The following is a 7,168-nucleotide window of genomic DNA, read 5'->3' as shown; positions in this document are numbered from 1 at the left end:
ACTCAAGCGTCCATGTGGGCATGGATTCGTCGTGATGATGAGGGGAAGATCACAATCGTTCTCTGTGATGATGAAGGACGAATTTGTTTAAAGATCAAGGGTTTGATCAATCGGGTCATGAGTCAGGAATTGGAAACGCATGAAAGCATGGGCTATCTTATGTTTACACCAACCTGGGAGCGAATACAATACAACCATGAACAGAAGAGAGTTCCGTCAAAGCGCCCTGTTATCATTGGGGAGAAGACAGACGGAAGAATAGAAATTATCATCCAGAAATATCCACAGGCGAGGGTATTATATATCGATGCAGAGATCACAATTGACGATATTGTTTCACAACTTACTCCGATTGAAGAAATGGATGAATTAATCTGGTATATGCCAGATATACCGGTATCATCGGTGGTGGACGACAAGCTGATTGACGCTCAGGAACAAACAGTTATTGCCTTGTTTAAGATGGTTAAAGCATTACAAAGATTAGGATATGAACATAAGGCATTGCAATGGACGATAGTAACAGTGAGAGCGCAACAGGTTCACCCTTGTGATGGCATACAACCTGCCCAATCAGCGTTATACGGCTTGGCAGGTTCGGTAGCTAAGGAGTATCCATGCTGGCAGATACGCCTTTTGGATTTAGAAGATGGCGGTGATCTCCATCCTCTTACTCATGTCTACAACCTACCAGAGGATGTGCTAGCTTACCGGGAAGGTTTCTGGTACCGCCAGCGCTTAGTTCAGGTTGAGCAGATGGCGGAGCCGCAGACACCTTATAAAAAGAGCGGTGTTTATGTAGTGATTGGTGGTGCAGGTGGTCTTGGCGAAGTTTGGAGTGAACATGTGATCCGTCACCATCAGGCTAAGGTGGTGTGGATCGGCAGAAGAGAAAAGGATGAAACTATTCTTGCTAAGATCAGTCGATTGGCTACCTATGGACCGGCTCCTGATTATATTGTTGCTGATGCTGCCGATAGACGTTCTCTGGAAGAGGCGTATCAGCAGATTAAGGAAAAATACGGTGAAATACGGGGGGTTATTCATTCAGCTATTGTATTGCGAGATCAGTCAATTGCACAGATGGATGAAGAAACTTTTAGGGCTGCATTGACGGCAAAGGTAAATGTTAGTGTTCGGATGGCTCAGGTATTTTCAGAGGAATCTCTTGATTTTGTACTATTCTTCTCATCCATTCAATCTTTCTCAAAATCAGCTGGACAATGCAATTATGCAGCAGGCTGTACATTTAAGGATGCATTCGCTTTAGCTATGGAGAGAGAATGGTCCTGCCCGGTTAAGATCATGAACTGGGGTTACTGGGGCAGTGTAGGTGTGGTAGCGGAAGAAGTGTATCAACAGAAAATGGCTCAAGAAGGTATTGGTTCGATTGAGGAGCAGGAGGGAATGGCGGCATTGGAATTTTTGTTGTCACAATCGCTCCTACAATTAGCTTATATCAAAACCATTCGCCCTTTGCATAAGCAAGAAATAGAGCTATCTGAGGCTATTACTATATTGCCAGAGAAGATTAACAGTTGTATGGCTAGCCTTAACCAGGACTCGACTACCGAAATAGAAATCGCAGAACAGGCTATCATGACGATTACCCAGCACATGGATCAAGGGCAGCCTTTGTTAGTAAAGTTGTTGTGGGCACAGTTACAAAAGGTAGGTTGGTTTCAGGATAAACAGGGTAGTTTATCAGAGTTAACGCCAGGGCTTCAATCAAATTATCGCCGATGGATGAAAGAAACCGTGACTATTTTTGAAGAGCAAAATTATCTCTCATGGGATGGCCAGGCTTATACAATTTTAGCCCAACCTATTGATAATATAATGGTTTGGCAGGAATGGGATCGATTTAAACAAACGTGGGAAGAAGAACGGGGTATGGGTTCCCATTTTACCTTAATAGAAGCGACGTTACAGCAACTCCCTGAAATATTAACAGGACAGATCATGGCAACGGATATTTTGTTCCCGAATTCTTCTATGGAAAGAGTGGAAGGGATCTATAAACAGAATGTAGTTTCAGATTACTATAATCAGCATCTTGCGGCTATCATAGTTAACTATCTTCAACAGAGACAGCGTCATCAGAATAAAAAGCTAATTCGAATTCTTGAAATTGGGGCAGGAACGGGTGGAAGTACTGCAGAGATATTAAAGCAAATACAGCCATATCAAGAATACATTGATGAGTATACTTACACAGATATTTCCAAGGCGTTTTTGTTGTCTGCTGAAAAACGATTTGGTGACTGGAACTCTCGAATTAATTATCGATTGTTTGATGTAACCCAGCCTATTGTGGCACAAGGAATTGAGCTAGGAAGCTATGATGTGGTCATCGCCAGTAATGTTCTTCATGCTACCCCAGTATTACGTGAGACATTACGCAATACTAAGGCTTTGCTAAAAAAGAATGGGGTACTCTTGTTAATTGAAACCACAACCCATACGTTATTTAATCATCTTACCTTTGGTCTATTGGATGGATGGTGGTTATATGAAGATGAAGCATGGCGCATTCCAGGGTCTCCACTGGTCGCAGTAGAACAGTGGGAACGAGTTCTAACATCGGAAGGGTTTCATGTTATGATACCTCCTACTGCCAAAGGTCAGCAACATATTATTCTTGCAGAAAGCAATGGTGTGGTACGACAAAAGAAAACAAAAACAACTGATGAACAGTTGAAACAAGCCCCAAAAACCGTACCTATAGTTGCTGGAAAACCTATCAGGTCAGACCAAACATTGCATACTGCTTGTGTGGAATACATTAAACATCTAGCAGGGGATATTCTCCGCCTTTCAGTTGAGCAAATTGATAGTACAGAGCCTTTAGAACGATATGGGTTTGACTCTATATTGGTTGCACAAATGACCAGTGCATTACGGAAGGATTTTGCGGATATCAGCAGCACGCTGCTATTTGAGTACCAAACTTTGAATGATCTAGCTACCTATTTAATTAAAAGTCATCCAAAACAGGTGGAAGAATTATTGGCTCTTAATTCTGGGACAGATGACCATCCAGTTCAAGAGGCTCCATCGTCACGTTCGATAAAAAGAAGATTTAGACGGCCGCCCCGTAACTTACAATCCCTGGAAAAGCAGACGTCTCAATCTAAATCAAACATGATGGATGTAGCGATTATTGGAATTGCAGGCCGTTATCCTAAAGCAAATAACATTCATGAATATTGGCAATTATTAAAATCAGGTCAAAATGCTATTACTATGATTCCAAAAGAACGATGGGATTGGAAACAATATTATGATGAGGAACCTGGAAAACGTGGTTATATGTATACAAAATGGGGCGGATTTATTGACGGTATTGATAAATTTGATCCTTATTTTTTCCATATTTCACCTGCAGAAGCTAAGCGCATGGACCCGCAGGAAAGGTTGTTCCTGGAAACTTGCTATGAAAGTATTGCAGATGCAGGTTATACACCTTCTAATCTTAGCAAAGACCGGAAAGTAGGTATATTTGTTGGAGCTATGAATGGACATTATCCACCTGGAGCTAGTTATTGGTCTATAGCCAACAGGGTGTCCTATATTATGAACTTTCAAGGACCTAGTCTAGCTGTTGATTCGGCCTGCTCCTCTTCGCTGACGGCTATTCATTTAGCGTTAGAAAGCCTCTATAGTGGTATGAGTACCTGCGCCATTGCTGGAGGGGTTAACTTAATTGTCCACCCAGATCATTTTCTCAAGCTATCTGCTATGACTATGTTATCTTCTGGTGATGCATGTCGTCCTTTTGGTCAGCAAGCAGATGGGCTTGTGGATAGTGAAGGGATAGGTGCGGTTGTCTTAAAGCCATTGGAACAGGCTGAAGCGGATGGGGATCATATTTATGGTGTTATTAAGGGTAGCATGATTAATGCAGGAGGAAAAACCAATGGATATACAATACCTAATCCACAATCGCAAGCGCAGTTAATCATTGAGGCATTGGAAAGAGCAAAGTTGGATGCGCGCACCATTAGCTATATTGAGGCTCATGGAACAGGAACAGCTCTTGGAGATCCTATTGAAATCAAAGGCTTAACGACTGCGTTTGAAAAGTATACGAAAGATCGGCAATTTTGTGCCATCGGTTCCGTTAAGTCCAATATTGGTCATAGTGAGAGTGCGGCTGGTATAGCAGGTTTAACCAAGGTGCTATTGCAATTGAAGCACCGTCAATTAGTTCCTTCGCTTCATGCTGAGGTGCTCAATACTAATATTGATTTTAGTCGGACACCTTTTGTGGTTCAACAAAAGGTAGCAGAATGGAAGCGACCAGTAATTTATAAGGATGGAAAAATGCAAGAGCACCTGCGAAGAGCTGCTATTTCTTCCTTTGGTGCCGGTGGAGCTAATGCTCATCTTTTAATTGAGGAATATATTCCTCGCAATGACAAACGTGTCAATCCGTCTATTAAACCAGATCGACCGGCAATCATTATCTTATCAGCAAAAACGGAAGATCAGTTAAGGAAACAGGCCAGTCGGTTACTTACTGCAATTGAGCAGCTGGCATTTACAGATGATCAATTGGAAAATATCGCTTTTACGCTACAGGTAGGACGTGAAGCAATGGAAGAGCGATTGGCATTTACAGTGAGCTCTATTGAGGATTTACGTCAACGTTTAGATGCTTATACACAGCAGATAGAGGATCAACATTGGATAAGTGGACATTCTTCATCTCGTAGTGACAACGCTGTTATTTCAGATAAATCAATCATCCAATGGATTGAAATGGGCGCCTATAGGCTTTTAATGGAAGCATGGATTAATGGGGCTACCATTGATTGGAACCTTCTCTATCAGGAGCAAAAGCCGTCACGCATCAGTTTACCAACTTATCCTTTTGCTAGGGATCGCTACTGGATAACTGAAGTGAAGCAGGGTACTCATCAAGATTTTGCAATTCACCCTTTGGTACATCAAAATATATCTGATGTTAAGGGTCTTAAGTTTAGGACAAAGTTAAATGAGCAGGCATTTTATTTTCAAGATCATGTCATAGATGGGGTAGGTGCATTACCGGGAGTAGTCTACCTAGAAATGGCGAATGCTGCAGCTAAAGCGGTGATGGGGAAGCAAGGGAAGATGAACGTGTGTCTTAAACACGTAATGTGGTCTAAACTTTTTAGTAAACAAGACGCTAAATCCCCTTTAATCATTGGGATTTCCCCACAACATGACCAATCAATGACCTATAACATCTATCAAATTATAGATGGAGAAGAGACCAACTATTGTGAGGGGAAAATAGAGTTAGGAGCCTTTAATTATGTGGATCATCGTTTGGATCTATCCTTGCTACAGGAGCAATGCCAACAGCGGATATGGACATCTGAGGAATGCTATCGGGTATTTCAATCGATGGGTATCGCTTATGGTCCACGTTTACAAGGTGTAGAAAAGATTTTTGTTGGAAAAGGGCAAGTTCTAGCCAAAATTCATTTACCAGTTTACATGGAAGATGAACAGGATGTTTATACTTTGCACCCTAGTTTACTTGATGCTGCTATTCAATCCGCTATAGGGTTGATCTTATCAGAAGGGGAGCAGGGTTTAGCATTACCATTTGCTATGGATGAATTGATGCTTATTGACGACTGTCTGAAAGCACAATGGGTTTTGGTTCGACAAAAGAATAGCGGCCGAGGCATAATCAAGTTGGATATCGATGTGTGTGATGAGAAAGGTAATTGTCTCTTACTAATCAAAGGATTAGCTTTAAAAAAGGAGCCAGTTCAAGATATGATACTTTTTTATCCACATTGGGAGGGAAAAACGGTTGCACAACCTATGTCCTCCTTTAAAGAGGAAAATGGCCATGTGATTATCTACGGGGCTAATCCCGAAAAAGCAAAGGAAATATGTGATCAGTTACCGGATGGATCGTGTCATATAATTCTGTATGATGATGATCATCCTAATCTGGCAGATCAATTCGTCCGAGATGTACTACAGGTGTTTCATATTATACAAGAAATTATGAGAACTAAGCCTACTCATACGGTACCTATTCAAATTCTATTGTTTAACCACTCAAGTAATTTCTTTGGTAAAGCGCTAGGCGGAATGCTACAAACTGCTCATTTGGAAAATCCGCATATTATAGGGCAGTGTGTGCTACTGGATGAAGATTTGGAGAATGATCAGGTACTAAGTATTCTTCAAGATAGTCGGCAGGTAATAACGACCCCACAGGTTGCCTATCAAGGAATTCGGAAACGACATGTTTTAAGCTGGAAAGAAATACCGGGGTCAGCAAAGGAAGGCTCATTGCCATGGCAAGAAGGTGGAGTTTACTTAATCACTGGTGGAAATGGGGCACTTGCTAAAATTTTTATCGAGGAAATTGGTCAGCATATTCAGCGTGGAGTCATAATTCTCGTAGGTCGTTCCCAGCCTACAAACGATATGCAGCAATGGTTAAACGAATGGAAACAGCGAGAGTTAGAGGTTAGTTATCAATCGTTGGATGTGACTGATCAGCAAGCTGTTCAGCGTTGCATCGCGGACATAAAGGAAAAGTATGGGGATTTAAATGGAATTATTCATGGCGCGGGCGTAACAGATGATCACTTTATGATACAAAAAACAGAAACACAGTTTACTCAGGTGTTGGCACCGAAGGTATCGGGTGTGGTGAATCTGGATGAGGCCAGCCAAGATTGCCATTTGGATTTTTTTGTAGTCTTTTCTTCCATTGCTGGTGTGATGGGGAACATTGGTCAGGCTGATTATGCCACTGCCAATGCTTTTATGGATCAGTATGTCTACTATCGTAACTTCTTAGTCAAAAATCAGAAACGGCAAGGGCGTACTTTCTCGATTAATTGGCCACTATGGGAAGGTGGTGGCATGAAGGTCGCATCTGAACAACAAAGGCAATGGATAGAAGATACAGGTATGACTGCATTAAAGCCTAAGGCAGGCATTCATGCCTTTTATCAGGCATGGGACTCCCCTTGGCAACAGGTAATGGTCCTTGCAGGGGATCGAGATAAGTTGTGTCATTTTGTAGGTGAACAGGAAGAAAAGGAGAACGATGCTGCGTTTTATCTGACTTTAATAGAACGAATTTCCAGTGATGAATTGTCAGAAAAACAATTTATGCAAATGCTTCAATCCCACCACCGTTAGA

General features: G+C 41.8%; 1 protein-coding gene. It reads left to right on the top strand.

What is annotated here, in order from left to right:
- The first annotated feature begins 129 nt into the window (after positions 1-129).
- Positions 130-7,167: an SDR family NAD(P)-dependent oxidoreductase gene (locus J4P91_RS26090; protein WP_207996390.1), complete on the top strand. Its 7,038-nt coding sequence runs from the start codon at positions 130-132 to the stop codon at positions 7,165-7,167.
- Position 7,168: the final 1 nt, after the last annotated feature.

Origin of the sequence: Bacillus sp. XF8, from assembly GCF_017498755.1 — a bacterium.
Classification (GTDB): domain Bacteria; phylum Bacillota; class Bacilli; order Bacillales; family Bacillaceae_G; genus Bacillus_A; species Bacillus_A bingmayongensis.
Note: the sequence above shows the minus strand (reverse complement) of the source record. Positions and strands in the feature narration are given on the sequence as shown.